The organism is Treponema denticola (genome assembly GCF_024400535.1).
GTDB lineage: Bacteria > Spirochaetota > Spirochaetia > Treponematales > Treponemataceae > Treponema_B > Treponema_B denticola_C.
The window spans coordinates 1353720-1375060 of record NZ_CP038800.1; the positions used below are offsets into that span (position 1 = coordinate 1353720).

17 protein-coding genes, 1 tRNA gene and 1 other RNA gene are annotated in these 21341 nt (G+C 36.5%); all 19 read left to right on the forward strand.

The genetic code is table 11. The annotated features are described in order from the left end of the window. Positions 1–26: 26 nt before the first annotated feature. Positions 27–983: an FtsH protease activity modulator HflK gene (gene hflK, locus E4N78_RS06335; protein ID WP_255812194.1), complete on the forward strand. Its 957-nt coding sequence runs from the start codon at positions 27–29 to the stop codon at positions 981–983. 4 nt (positions 984–987) lie between these two features. Further along, positions 988–2052, forward strand: coding sequence for a protease modulator HflC (hflC, locus tag E4N78_RS06340; RefSeq protein ID WP_255812196.1), 1065 nt, complete (start codon positions 988–990; stop codon positions 2050–2052). A 276-nt stretch (positions 2053–2328) separates the two neighbouring features. Further along, positions 2329–2955, forward strand: a complete 627-nt coding sequence (locus E4N78_RS06345) for a periplasmic-type flagellar collar protein FlbB (protein ID WP_255812329.1) — start codon at positions 2329–2331, stop codon at positions 2953–2955. A gap of 28 nt (positions 2956–2983) precedes the next feature. Then, on the forward strand, positions 2984–4468 hold the full coding sequence (locus E4N78_RS06350) for an MBOAT family O-acyltransferase (protein ID WP_255812198.1): 1485 nt from the start codon (positions 2984–2986) through the stop codon (positions 4466–4468). 138 nt (positions 4469–4606) lie between these two features. Then, on the forward strand, positions 4607–5848 hold the full coding sequence (locus tag E4N78_RS06355) for an SGNH/GDSL hydrolase family protein (RefSeq protein WP_442267885.1): 1242 nt from the start codon (positions 4607–4609) through the stop codon (positions 5846–5848). A 97-nt stretch (positions 5849–5945) separates the two neighbouring features. Next, on the forward strand, positions 5946–6803 hold the full coding sequence (gene ispE / locus E4N78_RS06360) for a 4-(cytidine 5'-diphospho)-2-C-methyl-D-erythritol kinase (RefSeq protein WP_255812200.1): 858 nt from the start codon (positions 5946–5948) through the stop codon (positions 6801–6803). Positions 6804–6872: 69 nt separating this feature from the next. Then, positions 6873–7160, forward strand: coding sequence for a septation regulator SpoVG (gene spoVG, locus E4N78_RS06365; protein ID WP_255812201.1), 288 nt, complete (start codon positions 6873–6875; stop codon positions 7158–7160). A 77-nt stretch (positions 7161–7237) separates the two neighbouring features. Further along, positions 7238–7310: transfer RNA gene (locus E4N78_RS06370), tRNA-Gln, on the forward strand. A gap of 71 nt (positions 7311–7381) precedes the next feature. Further along, positions 7382–7996 carry a 50S ribosomal protein L25 gene (locus tag E4N78_RS06375; RefSeq protein ID WP_255812202.1) on the forward strand — a complete coding sequence of 205 codons (615 nt, stop codon included), beginning with the start codon at positions 7382–7384 and terminating at the stop codon, positions 7994–7996. A 149-nt stretch (positions 7997–8145) separates the two neighbouring features. After that, a complete protein-coding gene (tilS, locus tag E4N78_RS06380; protein WP_255812203.1) occupies positions 8146–9513 on the forward strand; it encodes a tRNA lysidine(34) synthetase TilS in 1368 nt (455 codons plus the stop codon). A 10-nt stretch (positions 9514–9523) separates the two neighbouring features. After that, on the forward strand, positions 9524–11563 hold the full coding sequence (locus E4N78_RS06385; RefSeq protein WP_255812204.1) for a tetratricopeptide repeat protein: 2040 nt from the start codon (positions 9524–9526) through the stop codon (positions 11561–11563). Beyond that, the gene (locus tag E4N78_RS06390; protein ID WP_442267886.1) at positions 11556–13259 is read left to right on the forward strand and encodes a S1C family serine protease; all 1704 of its coding nucleotides are present in this window, start codon (positions 11556–11558) and stop codon (positions 13257–13259) included. Before E4N78_RS06385 ends, E4N78_RS06390 begins: the two co-directional genes overlap by 8 nt. Positions 13260–13604: 345 nt before the next feature. Next, complete coding sequence (gene dnaG / locus E4N78_RS06395; RefSeq protein ID WP_255812206.1) at positions 13605–15392, forward strand: DNA primase; 1788 nt, start codon at positions 13605–13607, stop codon at positions 15390–15392. After that, positions 15385–17247, forward strand: coding sequence for an RNA polymerase sigma factor RpoD (rpoD, locus tag E4N78_RS06400; protein WP_255812207.1), 1863 nt, complete (start codon positions 15385–15387; stop codon positions 17245–17247). The genes dnaG and rpoD overlap by 8 nt, the downstream gene beginning before the upstream one ends. 28 nt (positions 17248–17275) lie before the next feature. Next, a complete protein-coding gene (locus tag E4N78_RS06405) occupies positions 17276–18106 on the forward strand; it encodes a zinc ribbon domain-containing protein (protein WP_255812208.1) in 831 nt (276 codons plus the stop codon). Between the two features lie 4 nt (positions 18107–18110). Further along, positions 18111–18462: RNase P RNA component class A (rnpB, locus tag E4N78_RS06410), an RNA gene on the forward strand. 17 nt (positions 18463–18479) lie between these two features. Further along, positions 18480–19415 (forward strand): tetratricopeptide repeat protein, encoded by a 936-nt coding sequence (locus E4N78_RS06415; RefSeq protein ID WP_255812209.1) that lies wholly within the window; start codon positions 18480–18482, stop codon positions 19413–19415. Between the two features lie 17 nt (positions 19416–19432). Next, positions 19433–20467 carry a rod shape-determining protein gene (locus E4N78_RS06420; protein WP_255812210.1) on the forward strand — a complete coding sequence of 345 codons (1035 nt, stop codon included), beginning with the start codon at positions 19433–19435 and terminating at the stop codon, positions 20465–20467. A 9-nt stretch (positions 20468–20476) separates the two neighbouring features. After that, positions 20477–21340, forward strand: coding sequence for a rod shape-determining protein MreC (mreC, locus tag E4N78_RS06425; RefSeq protein ID WP_255812211.1), 864 nt, complete (start codon positions 20477–20479; stop codon positions 21338–21340). Position 21341 lies beyond the last annotated feature (1 nt).

Genomic DNA, 21341 nt, shown 5'->3' on the forward strand with positions numbered 1-21341 from the left:
AAAATAAATTCTTCATGGAGGAAAAAATGAAGCAAAAAAAGGTTGATCCTTCAAAGATGTTAGGAGCTTTACGTACGGTAATAATACTTGTCGTAATTGCTCTTATAGCTTTTTCGGGAATAAAGGTTATCCCTACAACGGATAACGGAGTTGTTACCCGTTTCGGTAAATATGCAAATACCCTTTCACCTGGGCTTAACTTTGTAATTCCCTTTGTAGATCAGGTTTATAAGGTTCCGGTTAAAACCGTTCAAAAGGAAGAATTCGGCTTTCGCACTGCAAGATCGAGTGAAAGAAGCGAGTACCAAAATTCCATTTTAAGTGAATCTTCAATGCTTACTGGGGACCTAAACATCATAAATGTTGAATGGGTTATTCAGTATAAAATAGTGGACCCTAAGGCTTGGCTTTTTAATGTTGAAGAAGATCAAAGAAATAAAACCGTCAGAGATATTTCAAAATCCGTTGTAAACAGCTTGGTAGGGGACAGAGCTATAATGGACATAATCAGCTTGGATCGTGACAGCATTGCAGTTTTAGCACAAGAAAAAATGAACGAAAAATATAAGCAGATCGGCATTGGAATTTCCGTTTCATCGGTACAATTGCAAAACATTGTTCCGCCTCATGAAGTTCAAGCTGCCTTTGAGGATGTCAATATAGCGATTCAGGATATGAATAGGCTCATAAACGAGGGAAAGGAAGCCTACAATAAAGAGATTCCTAAGGCAAAGGGTGAGGCTCAAAAAATGATTGAAGAAGCGAGGGGCTATGCTTCCGAAAGAATAAACAAGGCAAACGGAGATGTTGCCCGTTTTAACGCCGTTTATTCGGAATATGTAAAGGCTCCCGATATTACGAGGAGAAGGCTCTACCTTGAAACTCTTGATTCTATTTTTAAAAATAATGAAAATATTACCCTAATAGACAAAAACTTAAAAAACCTTTTACCTTTAAAAGAATTAAATAAGGGAGGAAATTGATTTTATGGAAAACTATGAAAATACCGAAAACGGAAACACTGAAGATGTAAAATTTGAAAATCTTTCTTCCAAAAATAAGATAAAACCTGAAAAAGCAAAAAAAGATAAAAAAGGTTTCGGATTGTTTTTCTTTGTGGTTATACTCATTATTTTGTTTTTTTTCCTAAAGCCGTTTTATATTTTAAATGAAGGCAATGTTGCCATTATAACGAAATTCGGAGCTGTAGTAAAAACGGAAAAAGAGGCTGGGCTTCATTTTAAAATGCCCTTGATTCATACGGTAAACAAATACACGGCAAAACTCTTGCGGTTGGACGGCGATCCTCAAAAGATTCTTACCCTAGAAAAACAATATCTTAGAGTAGATACTACCAGCCGATGGCGTATAGTTGACGTAAAAAAGTTTTACGAATCCCTTACAACTTATGATAGTGCTTATTCCCGCCTTTCGGATATTGTAGATTCATCGGTTAGAGATATTATTTCGGTAAACAGTCTTGCCGATGTTGTACGAAGCTCAAATATTATAAATGAAAGTAAAACCACGGAAGAGTTTAACCTTGAAAATGCCGAAGTTGACCTCGGTTCCTTAAAAACGGAAAAAGTAAACTTTCCTGTGATAAAAAAGGGCAGGGAAACTCTGGCTGATGAAATTCTCGCAAAGGCCAATAGCCAGCTCGGTGAATTCGGCTTGGAAGTGGTTGACCTAATTTTTAAAGGAATTAAGTATTCGGATGAGCTTGAAAATTCCGTATTCAGCCGCATGATAAAAGAAAGGAATCAGATTGCCGGAACCTTTAGGTCTACAGGCGACGGTGAAAAGCTTAAAATCTTAGGCGAATTGGAAAACGAAAAAAGGACTATCTTGTCGCAAGCTTATGCCGAGGCAGAAAGGATAAAGGGAGATGCCGATGCAAAGGCTGTTGCAATCTATGCCGAAAGTTACGGTAAGTCCCCCGAATTCTACAGCTTTTGGAAAAGCATGGAAATTTATAAAAATTCCTTGCCCGAAACTGAAAAAGTCCTCTCAACAGATATGGAATATTTTCAGTACCTATATAGGCATTAACATTAGAAGAAGTTTTTCCGATATTATATAGAAATAGGGGGGATGATAAACAGTTCGGCACAAATGGTGCCTCACTGTTTATCTTCGAGTTTTGTGCAAAGCACAAAACATCGCATTATTTTATGTAGTTTTGCATAAAGCAAAACTACTTGAAAAAACTCTTTTCGCAAATTGATTCGCTATCCGCTTTAGCGGATACGATGAAAAATTTCCTTGCAGAACAGAGCCGAAAGGCTCTGATGTTTCCTGCAAAAAGGTTTTATGGGGGTTAAAATTTTGAGAAGAAGCGGAACTATAGGACGTATTATTGTTCTTTTGATATTGATTGTTTTACTTGTTTTCGGAGGCCTATTATGGTTTGATTACTTAGGCCTGATAAGCTCAAGGAGCTTGTTTTCTCCTATTTACTCCTTTTTCGGTTTAAAAACGCCTGAGGGTATTGCTCCCATAGATGCCGATGATATGGCCAATTTGGAAAACGACCGCTATGAAAAACGCTTGATGGCTTTAGAGCTGCGTTCTCAGGAATTAGATAAGCGGGAAGAAGATGTTCAAACTCAGGAAAATGAAAATAAACAGGTTGCCGAAGAGCTTGATGACCGCAGGCTGGCTATAGAAGAAAAAGAAAAGAACTTTAATCTTTTGGTTGTAGAGCGGGATGCCCGTGAGGCGAACATAATCCAAATCGCGAAATATATAAACGGTATGCCCCCTGAAAAAGCCGTTTCAAATCTTATAGCTATGGACGATCAGGATATAATTGATGTGCTTAGGGCTGTAGAAAAAATAGCCTCAGAAGAAGGTAAAAACTCTTCGGTTGCTTATTGGTTTTCTTTGATGCCGGCTTCCAGGGCAGCAGAGATTCAGCGTAAGATGGCAAATAAGCCTGTTACCTTCCCGTAATCGGAAATTTAAGTTTTAAAGTTAAAAAATGTTTTTTCCGACGATTTCGTTTTCCCTATTTTTTCTCTTAGTCTTTTTTTTGTATTGGTATATTTTTAGGCAAGAAAAAGAACGGAAAATCCTTTTGACAGCCGCTTCGTATTTTTTCTATGCGATGTGGGATTGGCGTTTTTGTATTCTGCTTTTTGGTTTTACTCTTATAAATTATTTTTACGGTTTTCTTCTCGATAAGGAAAAAGATTATGCTCCGCGTAAGGCTATCCTTATTATTATTTGTATCTTGGATCTTTTATATCTCGGATTTTTTAAATATCTTTATGGATTGCTTTTATATCTAAATCAATTTTTTCCTGATATGTATACGAATTCCCCGTTTTTAACGAATATACGCTCTTGGTCTCTTTTGCTGCCTGTAGGAATTTCTTATTATACTTTCCGATGCATGAGTTATGTCTTCGATATTTACCTTTGTAAGATAAGGCATGTAAAATCTTTTTGGGATATTTTGCTTTATGTTTCGTTTTTTCCCCAGCTGTCCTCGGGGCCGATTGTTCAGGCCGAGTATTTTTTTAAAGACCTTCCTCGAGCTCTTAACTGTGATAATGAAAAAGGAGCAAAACCCATAGCCTTTGACCGTGCAATTGTGCTCTTGATTTCAGGTTTATATAAAAAAATGATAATTTCAAATTTTTTGACCATACTCGTTACCGATAAAATTTTTGCAAATCCTTCGTTTTATAATACATGGGAGCTTATTTTTGGAGTGCTATGTTATACGATTATTATCTACGCAGATTTTTCGGGATACAGCGACATGGCAATAGGCATAGGTATTCTTTTAGGGTTTAATACGCCTGCTAATTTTAACCGTCCCTATATTTCAAGGTCAATATCAGAGTTTTGGAGACGATGGCATATAAGTTTTTCTTCTTGGCTTAGGGATTATCTTTATTTCGGCTTAGGCGGTTCCCGCTTCGGCCTTGCCAGAGCCCTCTTTGCGCTTTTTTTTACGATGCTCATCGCAGGCCTTTGGCACGGGGCTTCGTGGACATTTCTTATTTGGGGAGCTATGCAGGGGCTTATGCTGTGTATAGAAAGAATATTTTACGAAAAAACAAAATCTTTTAAAATGGATGATAGATCTCTAGGAGCCGGAAAAAGCGAAGCCGAAGGGAATAAGGTTTTAAATGCTTTAAGAGTTATTTGTGTATTTATATTTATCAATATAAGCTGGCTTGTCTTTTTTTCATCTTCACTTTCAGAGTTGGGGATATATTTAAGAGCTTTGTCAGATTTTTCGAAACCTTTTCAAATTATAAGGCCCTTTATCCTTTTGGTATTTTTTGCAGGCCTTATTTTACAAATTCCATCCGAGAACTTAAGAAAAAAAACTTTTACAATTTATACACATCTTCCGATGATTATTAAGGTGATAATTACCGTACTTTTTTTTGTCTTTCTTTATACGGTGTCAACCTCGGGCATTCCGCCGTTTATTTATTTTGCCTTTTAATTTGGAGTAATTTAAGATATGAAGTTAAAAAATGGAATACAAAAAATAAAAGCCTTATTTCCTCTTAAAAATAAAAGGGCCGGATTTTATTCTCCGAATAAGGGTATTCTATTTTTTTTATTATCCGTTTTTTTATTTATGCTGCTTTTGGGCAAATCCTTAGAAAGTTTTACATTAAAAATTAAAAATCCGTATATTTCAAAACTATATCAAGCCTTTATTAGTCCTATTTCCGATATATCTCAAAAAACTAAGTTAGATGCTTTAATTCCGGCTTCCAGGGCTGTTTTTTTGCGTATTGCAAAATTAGAAGGTTTAAGCGATTGGGATTCTTTTTATAATATGGATATAAATTCAGATATTGCATCTCCTTCCTCAGCCGTTTCTAAAAAAGAAGCATCGATAAAAGATATATCGGATGAATTGGAAAAGACAAGAGAAAGTTTGGCTGCTTCAATGGCAGTAAACAAGGATACCGAGGCTTTAAAAGATGCAGTCGACAAGCTTGAAAAAAAACTTGAAAATTTAAACAATCTTTTGGATAGATTAAAGATGCTTGAACAAGAGCGGACAGCAGAGCTGGAAAAACTGAATGCAGAAAAAGAAGCCTTATCTTTAAAACAAAAAGAACTTGAGCAGGCCAAGACCTTAGTTCAGCCGGAAGCAGATCCTGAAAAAGAAGAAAAAGTTGTAAAAAAAATATATACATATAATCAAGAAAAACCCTTGCGTATCTTAATGGTAGGCGATTCTCAGATGCACAGTATAGCAGCTGGCTTTTTAAGGCTTACAGGTCAAAGCTCTTCCATAAGGGTAAAAGAAATTTCGGTTCATTCTTCAGGTTTTATAAGAAGCGATTATTATAACTGGCCTAAAAAGTTAAAGAATGTTTTTGAAGAAAGTAAAAACGAACCCTATGATATCGCCGTCATTTTTTTAGGAATGAATGATTATCAAAATTTTTACGCGGATAACGGCAAAGTCCTTGTAAAAGAAACCGAAGACTGGGAATCGGCTTATAGGGATAAGATAAAAACTCATTTGAATGTTTTACTTGCAAACACAAAAAAAGTGTATTGGCTGGGAATGCCTATTGTACGGGATAAAATATACAATGCCCAATTACTCTATCTTGAAGACTTACATAAAAAAATAGCATCGGAGTATTCGAGTTTAATCCTTAATAAATTTTCTCTAAGCAGTGTCGCTCCCGGAGAAGGGGTTCCTTATACCGATAGCCTTAAAACCGCCGAGGGTAAAAAAATAAGGCTTATGAAAGATGACGGGCATCATTATACGGTTTCAGGCGGCGAATATGTTATGCAGCCGTTTTTAGAGCTGCTTTATAAGGATTGGGATCTGGAGCCCTGTACGCCTTAATTATACACTAAAACAGCTTAAAATGCTCTTATAAATTACATAAATTTCTATTATTTTGTATTGACAAAACTTTATAATTGGATATAATGCTTAAGACATGATTAAAAGTGCGATCAGCCTTAGAGCTCATGCAAAAATTAATCTGCATTTAGAAGTTTTAGGAAAGAGAAGCGACGGATTTCACGATATTGTAAGTGTTTTTGCTCCGATTTCTCTTGCCGATGAGCTTTTACTTGAAAGGGTTCCGGATAATGATTTTTGTAATGTTTTGTCCCCTTTGACGGCTTTGCCTGAGGACAATACGATTACAAAAGCTTATAAAGAGTTTAAAAATCTTACCGGTATTAAAGACGGCATTTCCATTAAGGTCTTAAAAAGAATACCTGAAGGAGCCGGTCTCGGGGGAGGTTCTTCCGATGCTGCTGCCGTTTTGCATGGACTTAATGATATGTTTTCTGCTGGTTTAGGCAGTGAAGATTTAAAGGCTGCCGCTTTGAATATAGGAAGCGATGTTCCGTTTTTTTTGCATGGCGGATCGGCAATTATAAGAGGCCGGGGAGATAAGATAAAGCCGATATCCATAACTTCGAGCAGTTATTTCGGTATTTTGCTTTATCCGGAGATAAAGAGTTCAACTCCAAGGGCTTATAAACTTTTGGACCGAAAAGACTCGGAAATCCTTAATCCTACTTTTGATCCTGAGCTTTTTTGCGGCAAAGATTGCCGTGAATGGCCTTTTTTTAATACTTTTGAAGATGTTCTTTTTAAAGAATACCCTAAGATAAAAAAGGCAAAACTAGACCTTTTGACTTACGGGGCCGATTTTGCTCTTATGAGCGGGGCGGGTTCCTCAGTTTTCGGACTTTTTAAGGATGAAAAAACTGTAAAAAATGCTTATTCTTTTCTTTTAGAGCAATATAGCAGATGTTTTTTCTTCTTGTTACTTGCGTTCTGATAAAAAGCGTAGTAAAATATTGGTAGGTAGAGATATTTACCAAATATTATTATGCAAGGGAGACGCTTTATGGAAATTACAGAAGTCCGTATTCAACGAATTAGTCCTGGGAGTAGTTTAAAGGCTTATGCTAATATTACATTTGATAATTGCTTTATCCTTCATAATGTGAGGGTTATTGAGGGCAGTGATAGTTTGTACATTGGAATGCCGAGCCGAAAGTTAAGTAATGGTGAGTTTAAGAATATAGCTCATCCGATAACTTCTGAGTTTCGGGAAAAGATGACAAAAGCCGTTTTGGATGCTTATGAAAAAGCTCCTCCGCTTTCTGAAAAAACTGAGCTGCAGGAAAATTAAATTAAGCGTTAGCTTTTGTTGAATGTTAGTTTTTCTTACTTTGGATACAATTGCAGTTTTGCATTTTGTATATATTTTGGGACGTCGGCAAGTGGTAAGCCAACGGCTTTTGGTGCCGTCATTCCGTAGGTTCGAATCCTACCGTCCCAGTATTGAGTCCGCTTTTTTAGTAGAGGACTTGTTGCAAACTAAATACTTGGTATTAGAGGAGTTCTGGTATTATGGAACAGAGACTGTTAAATGCAAATGAAAGATCGGCATACGGTAAAAGTGCTGCTGTAAAAATGAGAAAAGCAGGCCGTATTCCAGCTGTAATGTATGATAGGCACGGCAAATCCGTTTCTCTTGATGTTGATGAAGGAGAATTTATGAGGCTGTTTAAGCTTGTTACTGAGAGTACTATAGTAACATTAAACGCTTCCGGAAAAGATTATGAAGTTTTTATTAAAGATTTTCAACATGATATTGTTACAGATAAGATTAAACATATAGACTTTTATGAAGTAGAACGAGGTAAGCCTCTCCGCACAAAGGTTAAAATCAAGCTGCAAGGGTCTCCTGAAGGTGTTCGCCATGGAGGTATTTTGGAAACAGGTATTACAGAACTTGAATTGGAATGTTTGCCTAAAAATTTGCCGCCTAGAATTGTTGTAGATGTTTCATCTCTCGATGTAAACCAGTCCTTGCATGTTCGTGATATTAAACTTCCTGAAGCTGTTACGGTTTTGACAAGCGATGATATAACCGTAGCTGCAATTAAGTTTGCTGCTGCTGAAACTTCAGCACCCGTTGCAGAGGAGACCGCTGAAGCTGCTCCTTCTGAAGAAGAAAAATAATTTTTATTTTTAAATTTATATAAAAAGCCTTCCGGTTCGGTTTAATTTCTAAATCGGAAGGTTTTTTATGCTCTTTTGATTATATTAAAAATGATTTTCTTTATGAGTTGACCATTTTTGTAAATTATGTAAAATCTATGCATAATCGTATGGCAAAATCATTTTTAACAAAGGTATTTCAAAATTTTTCCTCCTTAATCGGTAAAAAGTTTAATGAGCCCATAAAAATATTGTTAGCTGTTTCGGGCGGAGCCGATTCCATGGCCATGCTTTCTGCTTTTTTGGACTTGCGAGAAAAAATAAATGCTGAAATTTTTGTTTTGACTGTAAATCACAATATCCGGCCTGAAAAAGAAAGTTCAGGGGATGCCTCCTTTGTTTTAGATTTTTGTAAAAATAAGTGTCCATGTATTTTGGCTGAGATTCCTAAAAATAAAATATTGGAGGAAGCCCGCATCAGAAAGACGGGGATTGAAGATACTGCCCGTTTTTTAAGGTATAAGGAATTTGAAAAAGCCGCTGATAAGTTTAATGCCGGCTATATTTTAACTGCTCATAACAAAAATGATTATTATGAAACGGTATTGATGAGGCTTTTTCAAGGCTCTGATCCTGAATCTCTGATGGGGATCTCTTTTAAACGGGGGAGATTTATACGACCTCTCCTTAATATCAGTAGATACGAAATAGAAGAATACTTAAAAGAAAAGAAAATTTTATGGAGGGAAGATTCAAGTAATATGGAAGCTTCCTATTTAAGAAATAAAATTCGTCATAACCTTATCCCCGCTTTAAATCTTTGCTTTGACGGCTGGCAAAGCGGATTGGAAAAAACTTTAAATAAAATAAAGGCTCAAAACAATTTTCTTGCCGATTCTTATAAGGCAAAAAAGAAAATAGGATTTTGGACTTTGCAAAAAAATGAAAAATACGGACTATTTTGCTGTTGTGATTTTCTTTTTTTTATAAGACTTGAGGATATTTTAAAGTATAAATTTCTTCAAGAAGGTTTAATTATGCTGAAAGGAAAAAGAAGAATTCCTCAATCTGTTTTTGATGACCTTATGCATGTTTCCAATGAAAAAACAATAGTTTTTTCAGGAGGCTTTTGTGCAAAAAAAGAAAATGATGTTTTATTCCTTTTTAAACAAAATCAAGAGAAAAGGTCCGAAGAGATCGGCTATTCCGTTTGGGTAGATATGCCCGGAAAATTTGATACGCCTGCAGGATCGTTTACTTCCATAAAAGAGGCTCAAGGTTTTTATTTGATTCATGAAAGCGATAAAACTTGCGGTATAGGTCCTTTTAAGCCTCCTTTTTGTGTACGTTCACGCCTCTTTGGAGATGAAATTGAGACATCTTCAGGCTCAAAAAAATCGGTAAAAAAGGTTATAAATGAGTGGAATATAGACTATGAAAATAGAAATATTTTGCCGATAATCGAAGAGGGCGGGGTAGTTAAAGGTATATACGGAGCCGTTTTCGGCAAAAAAAATTGGTATGTTGTAGGAAGTTAGGAGTAAAGAGATGAAATATTCCTGTAGATTCAAGTATTTTAAACTCAAGCATAGATTATGTGCTTTTTTTATTTTAATTTGTATAGGTATTTATGCAAATCAAACTGAGGGGGTAAATTTATCTGCTGCCCTATCATGCTTGCAGAATTCCGCTAAGCTTTTTACCGAAGAAAAATGGAAGGAAGCTTTGTTTGAAGCCCAGCTTGGAGAGGTTTATGATCCTAAGACGGCAGATTTTTTATATATGCAGGCTATATGCAGTTTAAAACTGAACTATCCTAATGAGGATATCTTAGAAAAAGCTGAAGCGGCATGTGCAGATGGGATGATTTGGCGCCTATATGATATAAATACAGGACGGCTTCTGGCTGCTAAAATAAATTGCATGACACTAAAATACAAGGAAGCCTTAGAGCTTGTCTCTCTTTTACCATTTGAATCGTCTGATGGGGATTATATAAAAGCAGATGCTCTTTACGGTCTTGGGAGAGATGCAGAAGCAAAACGCTTAATATCCGAGGCTATGGATAGATGGGCATTTGATTCCCGCTTTGCTAAATTGTTTTTTTTAAGGGAGCGCGGAAAAAGGGTCAGTTTTTTTGGGAAAAAATTGGCGGAACATATAATTTCAAGGTTATATGCATGGCAGGATGAAGATCCGTCATTGCTTTTGCTTGCAAGTCCTTTTGAAACTAGATCCGATGAAAATATTAGACGCTTAAAATTATACCGCAGTATGTATCTGCCTTTTAGTGAGTCTTATGATATTGATGACCTATATAACCGTTCTTATTCTACCTTATTATGTCTTAGATATGGGATAATCGATGAGCAGACAGCCGTAAATGAATTCATGGCTATAAAAGTTTATTATTTTAATCCGATTTTAAAAGAGTTCATGCTTACCAATGCTATTTATGAATCTCATTTAGTTGAACTTTTACGCTTAGTTGTAAATTCAAAGCTTAGGAATGAGATCAAAAATTTTCTAACCGTTTATGACGGTTTGATTGTGGATGATGAAAACGGAGACATGATTATCGATTCTAAAATTTATTATAAAGATGGAAGGCCTTGGTGTGCAGAATTCGATAGTCTTCAAACAGGATACCCGGAATATACTGTAGAATGTAACTTTGGGATTCCGTCCATAATTTACGGTAAAAAAAATGAATACTCGGCGGTTTATGATATTTACCCTTCCATAAAGACATTTACAAAAGACGGTATAAAATATACTATGCGCCCTAAGGATTTAAACTGGGCTCCAATAGACTTAAAAGAATTAAATTTAAGACTATACGGGTCTCATCAAAAAGAACATGCTTTTTTTTCGTTAAAGCTTAATAAAAAAGTGAAAAATTTACATGAAGGAACTTTAGTTTATTCTTCAGTCTTTTCTGAAGAAGATACTTCATATATTGACGGGGGAGTAAAGAAGATTTTTTTTGAAAAAGGAGTCCCCATAAAAGCAGAGATTAAAGTTTTTGGAAATCCGTATTCGCAAACAAATTATAGAAACGGTTTTCCGGCATTTGAAATTGTAGATAAAGATGGGGACGGATACTTTGAAACCAGAGTTGGATATGATTCAAAGGGTGTATTAAAAAAGATAGATACTGACCTAAATAAAAATAAATTATACGAGTACTCCGAGTCTTACGAAAAAGACGGTTCGGTTATAAAGGTTTGGGACAGTGATGAAGACGGTTCTTTTGAAATTACATATACACAATATAAAAATGGAGACTCTAAAACCGAATGGATTCATCCCAAGCTAAATAAAAAAATCCGTGTCAGCTATAAAAACGGCAGACCTGTCCAATTATTTGACGGGAAAGAAACTCTTGGAATTATATCTTCCAATAGTGGAAATATATTTTGGCTTAACCGAAGTCCTACAAATATTGAAAAAGTAAACCAAAAAATTATAGAAATATTTAACCAAAGCGCTCTTCCGGTTGTTTCGCATATGTTTAGCGTAAACGATATCGAGGTTTATGCTGTGCGTTCGGGAGGATTTATTTTTGCAGAAATCGTTAATGAATAAAGTCTATATAAGTTTTTCTCTTTTGTTTTTATTTTTTATTTCATGTTCATCTACCCAAAAGCCTTTATATGTAGATTATTCGGATAGGTCCAGTATATTGTATCAAACTACTTATACCGAAAAACTTTTGAAGTCCGGTAAAATAACCGATGCTTTGGTACGCTCTCAGATTCTTTATCTTAATACGAAGGATTTTGAAGAGGTTGATGATATTAGATCAAAAGCTTTGGAACAAGCTGAATCTGCTTTTTTTAACAGCATAAATGAAAAAAACTGGGATGAAGCTATACGGTATTTTAGATCCCTTACTGCGATAGGAAAACGGCCTTCGGAATGGACTGAAGAGCGTATATTTGAAGAGAGGAATACTCTTTGGAAAAAAAATTCGGATATTCCCCTTTTAAATTTACAAAATAAAAAAAATCCTATCTCAGGCAGTTCAGCCTCTTTTCCTAAAAATATAGAAGAAATGATTAAAGGTACTCTTACTGTTTGGGTAGATAGAGGCTCTCGTATTGAAAAAGGTTTTGCCTACGCTGATATAATTATCGGTTCAGGTTTTTTTATAGACCAGAGAGGATATTTTATTACAAATTACCATGTTATTCAAAGTGAAGTCGATAAAAAATATAAGGGTTATTCGCGGCTTTATATAAAGTCCCCGGATAATCCCAATATAAAGATTCCTGCAAAGGTTGTGAGCTGGGATCCATTGTTTGATTTAGCCTTGGTAAAGACGGAATACTCTCCCAAATTTATTTTTAATCTGGGCTCTTCAAATGACTTAGGAGTCGGAAGCCGTATTTATGCGATAGGTTCTCCTGCTGGTTTGGAAAAAACCCTTACCTCAGGTATAGTATCGGCAAAGTACCGAAGGCTTTTTTCGATGGTGGATATAATGCAAATAGATGCTGCCGTCAATCATGGGAATTCGGGCGGTCCTATAGTGGATGATAAGGGCCTTGTACAAGCCGTAGTATTTGCAGGCCTTGAAAGAAACGAAGGCCTTAATTTTGCAATCCCTGTAGAGCTTTTAAAATCTATTCTTCCCGATTTATATAAGGGCGGAGAAGTCAGGCATTCTTGGCTTGGCTGCCACGGTCAAGAGCAAAAAGATAATTCAAAGATTTTAAACGGAGTTCCGAACGGTGTTCCAAACGGTGTTCTTGTAAATTATGTTCTTCCTGACGGCCCATTTGCGGTTTCCGGCATAAAAGAAGGAACTATAATAAGCGGCATTAACGGCCTTTCTGTAAATTCGGTTGAAGAAATACAGGCCTATTTACTCTCAATCGCTCCCGAAACAATTGTGAGCATTAAGGGCTATCAAAAAAATGAGGCAGGTATTTATGAAGAAAAAACTTGGCCTGTTTTATGTGCCGAACGCCCCTTATATCCGGGAAATTCCGTTTTTAAAAAAGACAGTATAGATAGATCCATGCTTCCCGTCTTCGGCATTAAGCTTGAATCCTTGGGTAAAAAAAATACCTACCGTATCGCCGAAGTAATACCGGGAAGTTATGCCTCAGAAAACGCTTTCGGTATAAACGATTATATTGAACTTAACGGAAAAAAGTGGGACGATGAGAATGAAGAAATTATCCATGTGCGTATTTATACAAAAAAAGTTAGAGCCGGCTATATGGATAGCTTTATGATTTTGAGTACCTATCTTGATAATCCTTTTTTCTTTTAAACATGGAAACTTTTTATTATTAGGTAATATATATTTGAATTAGAAAATTCCGCTTGTTAATAAGATAATCCATTCTTACCACTCCTTTGCGCTCGCCGCGCCCTCCGCGGTTTATAAAATTTAACCGCAGCGGCCGCAGGGAACGCAGGGGGAATTTTATATATTTTCGATTATAAAGTAATACTTGCTATCAATAATAATCCATTCTTACCCGTTCTTTGCGCTCGCCGCGCTCTCCGCGGTTTATTTAAATCTAACCTCTTACAATTTATAAAACATCAGTCCTTGATTTTTAAGCCTCTTTATAGTAAAATCTCTTAATTAAAAAAACTTAAGGAGAGTTAAATGCCTAAGATAAGTTCAAAAACAGTCGATGCAGTAACCGAAATGACAGATATTGTATCCCTTGTCGAGAACTATACCCGCTTGGAAAAACGGGGGGCAAATTGGTGGGGCTGCTGTCCCTTTCATAACGAAAAAACTCCTTCTTTTAATGTCGTTCCCGATAAAAAGATGTATTATTGTTTCGGCTGCCATAAGGGGGGCGGAACAATCAACTTTTTGATGGAAATGGAAAAGCTTTCCTTTATGGAAGCCGTAGAGCGGCTTGCAAAAAATGCAGGCATCGAGGTTATCTATGAGGGCGGCTCCTATGTTCCTGATGAAGATGCAAAACTTAAAGATGATATTTTAGAGCTTTATGACAAGGTCGCAGGGAGCTTCCATTTTCTTTTAACTCAAAATCCTCTAGGAAAAAAAGCCCTTGACTACCTCCTTTCCCGTAATGTTTCTCCCGAAATAATCGAAAAATTTAATCTGGGCTACGCTCCTCAAGATAGGTATTGGCTTTATAAATTTTTGTTATCAAAAAATTACTCTGAAGCCCTGCTGGCCAAAACCGGCCTTTTTTCTAAAAATTATAAAAATATCGCTTTTTTTTCGGATAGGCTGATGTTTCCGATTTGCGACCGTCACGGTAAAACAATAGCCTTCGGCGGCCGCATTTTAGAAGGGGAGGGACCTAAATATTTAAACTCTTCCGATATGCCTCAATATAAGAAGGGAGAAACGGCTTTTGCATTTCATCATGCCTTACCCGAAATTCGAAAATCAAAATCGGTAATCTTATGTGAGGGCTACATGGATGTTTTAGCCTTTTTTCAGGCAGGAATCGAAAATGCCGTAGCCCCTTTAGGGACGGCCCTTACCGAAGAACAGGTAAAACTCTTAAAGTCCTTTGCCGATACATTTTACCTTGCCTTTGATTCCGATCAAGCAGGACAGGAGGCTTCCTACAAAGCAATTAAACTTTGCCGAGGCTTAGGACTTAATGTGCGGATTTTATATATAAAAGACGGTAAGGATCCATCCGAAATTTTGCAAAAAAAAGGAAAAGACGGCTTGAAATTTCTTTTGGAATGTGCTATATTCGATGACGATTATCTTATACAAATTGCGTCCATGAGATTTGATATAAGCAGTCCGGAAGGTAAGGCAAGGGCTATAGCCTTTTTGTTTCCGTATATCGAGGTTTTAGAATCCGATATTCAAAGAGAGTCTGCGATTTCTAAGCTTTCATCGGCCTTTGGTGTCAGTCAACAAGCAATTTTCGGCGATTATATTAACCGCGAAAAAAAAGCTCTAAGGCATATCGTTGACGAAGTAAAACAAAAGCCGATAAATATAAGAATGAATGCCGAGTTACGATTGGTACTTGCAGTGGCGGCAAATATCGATCTGTTTTCTCGTTTGCGTTCCGAATTGAGCTCCGATGACTTTGAGGATTTTTATGCCAAGTATTTGTTTATTGTTTTAGAAGAATGTTATAGAGAAGGTGCCTATACTTATGCAAATCTGATGCACAGATGCGGTGATGAAAAGCTAAAAGAAATTATTTCGCAAACAATTTCTAAAGGCGAATTCGCCGATAAGTCTGAAAAAATAGTTGATGACGGCATAAATTTTATAAAACAAAACATTCTGCAAAAACAAAGAGACAAAATTATAGGCAGACTTAGATTATTACATGGAGAAAAGGGTATCGATACTATAAACTTGACAAATCAATTAATGGAAGAGAAGCGGAGTATAGATATTCAATTAAAGAACTTGAAGGGAAAGGTGTATGACTGATCTCGAAAAAAATCCTGCGGTTATTAAACTTTTAGAATATGCCAAAAGAAAACGCACAATAGGATTGAGTGATCTTGACGATCTATTGCCCGAAGACTTAATGTCTCCGGAAACTATACCGGATATTCTGGATATTTTAGAAACTGCAGGCATTCAAATAAAAAATGAGGGAGTTTCTGAAAATAATTCAGAGACAGAATCCGAATTTTCAACCGATGAAGATGATGATGACCAATTATTAGATGATGATTATAAAGATGATGAGGATATAGATTTAAAAGCGGACTACTCTGAAGATATTGGGACTTCTTATGGAGAAAAAGAAAAAGCCGATAATGAAGTTTCAAAAAAATTGGTAAGAACGGCACATGAAGCAGGTGTTGATGATCCTATAAAACTTTATTTACAAGAGATAGGTAAAGAAGAACTCTTGACTGCCGATGAAGAGGTTTCTTTATCAAAAAGTATGGAGGATGGAGAGGCTATAATAAAAAAAGTTATTAAAAATTCCGGAATTTTAATTCCTGAATTTTTTGTCATCGGACAAAAGGCCTTTTCAAAGTTGGATCCGGCTGAATCGAACAAGCCCCGCAAAGAGCTTAGTGAAGAGATGGCAGAAAAAAAAAGGCTCAAACAGGTTTATGGAGATGGTTTAAGAAATATATATTCCGAAATAAAGCAATATGTTGCTCTTAAAAAACATTGCTACGACCGTGAAACATTAGAAAGCTTTTTAGAAAATCCTGAACTTCAAGCTTTGCGTAAAAAAATTTTTAACAGCCTTAAACGGATTCACATAGAATCGGAGGAAATTGAAAAGATTTCCGACCGTTTCCTTGTAGCTACCGAGAAAGTTCGGGATTATGAAAATAAAAAAGAGCGTAAAGAAAAACAGCTGGGTATTAAAACTTATGCCGATTTAAGAAAACTGGGGAAACGTCTTGCAATTCCCAGAGAAAGGGAAAAGCTTGAAGCTGAACTTAATATTTCAGCTAATGAACTTAAAGATATTTATACACAAATTCAAATTTTAACCCGAAAAATACGTAAGGTAGAATATGACTTTGAAGCAAAGGTTGATGAGGTTATCGATCTTACAGCTGAAATCAGAAACGGTCAAGTAATGCTTAAAAATGCAAAAGATAAGCTTATAAATGCAAACTTACGGCTTGTAGTTTCTATTGCTAAAAAATATATCAATAGAGGTTTGCAGTTTTTTGATCTGGTGCAGGAAGGAAATATAGGCCTTATCAAAGCTGTCGAAAAATTTGAGTATCGTAAAGGTTATAAATTTTCTACATATGCTACTTGGTGGATACGTCAGGCTATTACCCGTTCTATTTCGGATCAGGCCCGCACAATTCGTGTTCCGGTTCATATGATTGAGCAAATAAATAAGGTAAACAGGGAGTCGCGTCAGTTGATGCAAAAGCTCGGCAGGGAACCTAATGATGATGAAATAGCATCACAGCTTGGCTGGTCTATCGAAAAGGTTAAGCAGGTTAAAAATGTTGCCCGCGAGCCTATTTCTCTTGAAACTCCGATAGGCGAAGAAGAAGATACTCTATTAGGAGATTTAATAGAAGACAAGGGTGTAGAAAACCCTTCAAACCGTACCGAACTTACTTTATTACAAGAGCAGCTTGAAATGGTCCTTTCAAGCTTACCCGATCGCGAACAGGAAGTTTTAAAAATGCGTTTCGGTATAGAAGGCGGTTATCCTCTTACTCTTGAAGAAGTGGGGCTGTATTTTGATGTAACACGCGAAAGAATAAGGCAGATAGAAGCCAAGGGATTAAGGCGTCTACGCCATCCCAAGCGCAGCAGAAAATTAAAAGATTATCTTGATAATTGATTTGTTGATAATCAAAGGGGTGTAGTTTATGGATAATGATGTACTGGAAAAACTGAGAGCTTTGCAGGATATTCTTGCTCGAAAGAACGAACTTGAAACCGAAATATTGGATGCTCCAAAAGCTCTTACAAATCAAGAAGAACTTTTGGAAAAATTAAAGTCCGGCTATATTGATAAGAACAGCGAATATGAAGAGCTGCGTAAATGTATTGCCGTATTAAAAGCAGATCTTTTTGAAGCTGAACAAAAGAGGGAAAAGGCCGAAAAGGCTATGGATAATATCGAAACCCAGCGTGAATATGAAATTTTACAAAAGGAAATCGATGAATCCACCAACAAGACTGAAACGATAAGAAAAGAATTGCAAAGACTTGAAGGCCAGTTTAAAATTTTAGATACAACCATTAAACAGGAAGAAGAACTGATTGAACAGACCGAAAAGGAATTAAAAGAAAATAAAAGCATGCTTGACTCGGAAGTAGCTGAAAAACAAAATAAGGTAGAAGAACTGAAAGAAGAAGAAAAAAAACTTTCTCCGGGTTTGAGCGATGAAACTATGTTTAAGTTTGACAGGATCATCAAAAACAAACAGGGCGTAGGTATAGTTTCTATTCAGGGAAATGTCTGCATGGGCTGTCATATGATTTTGCCTGCTCAGTTTGTGAATGAGGTTAGGTCAGGTCTGGATATAAAATTTTGTCCTTATTGCAGCCGTATTTTGTTCTATGAGGAATCTGAGTTGACGACTGAACAAGAAGCCTTTTTTAATGACTCTGATATGGGAGGCTTGGCCGATTTGGATGATTTGTCAAATGACGATTTTTTTTCAAGTCTTGAAGAAAACGGAGATGATGATTAGAAAATTAGGGATTAAGGGAACCGCTGCATTTGCAGAGGAAAGTCCGGACTCCTTCGGAAACGATGCCGGCTAACGGCCGGGGAACGGAAATTAAAGTTTCCGTTTACAGACAGTGCAACAGAAAGTAAACCGCCGCATTTTGCGGTAAGGGTGAAAGGGCGGGGTAAGAGCCCACCGCGTTTTCGGTAACGGAAACGGCAATGTAAACCTCATCGGGAGCAAGGTTAAGCAGTAAAGAATCTCCGATTCTTAATTTACGGGTTAACCGCGATAAAAACTTGCTGTAAAGCTGGTTTAAGAAAGATGGTTCCGTCTGTTTTACAGAAACAGAATCCGGCTTATTAATCCCTTTTTATATTTTTGGTAGCGGAAAATGAAATTTTTAAAGGAAGAACAACATAGAAATTTCTCAAATAAAAAAAGAGGCTCAAAGAAATTCTTAATTTTTATACTTTTTCTTTTGGTTTTATTTGCCGCTGCCTATGCTTTATATGTTTATAGAAAAAATTATAAAGATATCCCTTCAATGAAAGAAGTCTACGCCGATTGGAACGCACAAAATTATGAAAATGTATATCAAAAGACGGAAAGTATTTTAAAGAAACGGGTCTATGACGGAGAGGCTCTAGCTTTAAGAGGCTTTGCGGCTTATTATATTTTTGCGGAACAGACAGATTTTTCTATAAGTTATTCCTATTTGAATGACTCAATTTTAAATCTTAGGCAGGCCATGTATAGAGTTTCAAAGGCTTATCAACCTAAGATTGCATATGTACTCGGTAAGGCTTATTATCAAAAGGGTTATTATTATGCAGATCTTGCATTAAAATATCTGGATATCGCACATGATTCGGGAGAAGAGTTTAAGGACCTATCCGAATTCCGAGGCATGTCGGCTTCAATTTTAGGAGATCCTGAGAGGGCTGTTGAGGCTTTTACTGAGGCTCTTGCCGATAAACCTTCCGATTTACTTTTTTTTGCTCTTGCCGAAAATTATATTAAAATTTCGGATAAACAAAATGCAAAGCTGTATTTATTTGAAACCATAGATAAAACGAAGGATACACTTTTAGAATTAAAATGCCGATATCTATTAGGTAGTTTATTTCTTGAAGAGAATAAAATAGAAGAAGCTGCAAAAGAATTTAATATAATCCTAGAAAAAGATAGCACATCTGCGGATGCTCATTACGGTTTAGGTGTGATATATGAACTTCAGGGTGATATGATAAAGGCGCGTGCCGAATGGAGGAGGGCATTAAAACTTGATCCTCTGCATCCAAAGACACGGGTTAAACTAAATTTATAAAATTTTTGGGGGATAATATGGGCTTTTTTAAAAGATTTTCAACTGATATAGGTATAGATTTGGGAACTTGTAATACCATTATTTATGCTAACGGAAAAGGGATAGTTGTAAACGAGCCCTCTGTCGTTGCTGTTGAACGAGGCACAAAAAGAGTTGTTGCTGTCGGTTCGGAAGCTAAACGGATGCTTTGGAAAACACCGGGAAATATTGTGGCTATACGCCCTTTAAAGGACGGTGTTATTGCCGATATGGATACTACCGAAAAAATGATACGCTATTTTGTTTCTAAGATTTTACCTAAACATCGTTTGATAAAACCCAGAATGGTTATAGGTATTCCAAGCTGTATTACGGATGTTGAAAGCAAGGCCGTTTATGAAAGTGCTATGAAGGCCGGAGCCGGAGATGTTAAGGTTTTGGAGGAATCATTGGTTGCGGCGATAGGAGCTAATATTCCTATTCATGAGCCGGCCGGTAATATGATATGCGATATCGGAGGAGGGACAACCGAAGTTTCGGTTATCTCGCTTTGCGGTATGGTTGTAACAAATGCTATCCGTGTAGGCGGCGATGAATTTGATCAAGCCATTATTAAGCATGTCCGCTCGGTCGATAACCTGATAATAGGAGAACAAACGGCAGAAAGGGTAAAGATAAGTATTGGAAATGCATCCCCTGAAAAGACAATTGAAAAGGTCGAAATTAAAGGCACCGATGCTATAACAGGTCTTCCCAGACGTTTGGAAATAGATTCGGTTGAGGTTAGAGAAGCCTTAAAAGAACCTGTTACTCAAATAGTTGAAGAAATTAAAAAAACTTTGGCGCAGACACCTCCTGAGCTTACAGCTGATATTGTTGAAAGAGGTATTGTGATGACCGGCGGAGGCTCTTTATTAAAAGGCTTACCTAAGCTTATAGCTAAAGAAGCCCGCGTTCCCGTAATATTGGCAGAAAACCCTATGGATTGTGTTGCTATAGGAGCCGGAAGATATTACGAAGTTTTTAGAGATATGACTGTTGACCGCAGCCTTTATGACAGTTTAAATGATTAAGATGCCGGCATGAAGAAAAAACTTTCTCTTAAATTGAATCTTGAGGTTTTTCTTTTAATTATATTTCTTCTGATATCATCGGTTTTTATGGCTTTTTCAGGAGGATCCTTTATTTTGGATTTTAAGCGTGTGGCTTTTTCAGTCAGTGCCGGAACCGAAAAGGCTGTTTATAATGTTTCCTCTTTTGTGGGAGAAAGCGTTGCAGCTGTTCGGGAGTTGTGGGATTTAAAATCCAAGTATAATGAACTTTCAAAACAGCTTGAAAAATACGAACTTTTGGAGCGCTCCAATGCAGATATAAAAAGAGAAAATGAAGAACTTCGTACTCTTCTTAAGTTTACCGATACTGTTCAAATTTCAAATATTCCTGCAGAAATAATAGGTTATGATCCAAACGCTCTTTATTCCGGAATGATTATCAATCGGGGAGCAAAACATGGCATAAAAAAAGACATGCCTGTTATAGCTTTTCAAGATGGAAATATGGCCCTTGTAGGAAAGATTGTACAAGTCGGCAGAGGTTCCTCGATGATTATACCGATATATGACTATCAGTGTCATGTTGCAGCAAAGGTTGATTTGGTAAAACACCGCGGAGTTGTAAGCGGACAAGGTAACGATGATTCTCCTTTAATTATGAAGTATATAAAGAAAAGAGCCGGAGACGATATAAAGGTCGGTGATAAGATTATTACTTCGGGGTTTGATGATTCTTCAATTTTTCCGAAAAATATTCCGATAGGCTTTATTTCAAAAATTAAAACACATGATTATGAGTCTTCTCTTGAACTATACATAAAGCCTATAATTGACTTTTCCTGTTTGGAATATGTTTTTGTGTTGGATACTTCAAAAATAGAGAAGGAGTTTTAAA